General features: G+C 50.0%; 1 rRNA gene. It reads right to left on the reverse strand.

Annotated elements, in window-relative coordinates:
• Positions 1-522 (reverse strand): 23S ribosomal RNA (locus DB032_RS23410); the annotation flags it as partial.

The raw sequence follows: 522 nt of genomic DNA on the forward strand, positions 1-522 counted from the left end.
CTGTGTCGGTTTGCGGTACGGGTACCTTTAACCTCGATAGAGACTTTTCTTGACAGTGTGAAATCAGCTACTTCGCTACTAAATTTCGCTCCCCATCACATCCCAGCATTATCAAAGCGGATTTGCCTACTTTGACTGCCTCAATGCTTGGGCACACATAACCAACAGTGTGCTTAGCTTATCCTACTGTGTCATCCCTTCTCTCAAACGGTTATCGGTAGTACAGGAATATCAACCTGTTGTCCATCACCTACGCCTTTCGGCCTCAGCTTAGGTCCCGACTAACCCAGGGCGGACGAACCTTCCCCTGGAAACCTTGGGTTTACGGCCTGTGGGATTCTCACCCACATCTCGCTACTCATGCCAACATTCTCACTCCCATACTGTCCACATGTCCTTACGGTCATGCTTCAACCCGTATGGGAAGCTCCCCTACCCATCATTACTGATGCCGTAGCTTCGGTAGTAAGTTTTAGCCCCGGAAATCTTCGGCGCAGGATCACTCGACCAGTGAGCTATTAC

The sequence above is a fragment of the Chromobacterium sp. Panama genome (assembly GCF_003052555.1).
In the GTDB taxonomy this organism is placed as follows: domain Bacteria; phylum Pseudomonadota; class Gammaproteobacteria; order Burkholderiales; family Chromobacteriaceae; genus Chromobacterium.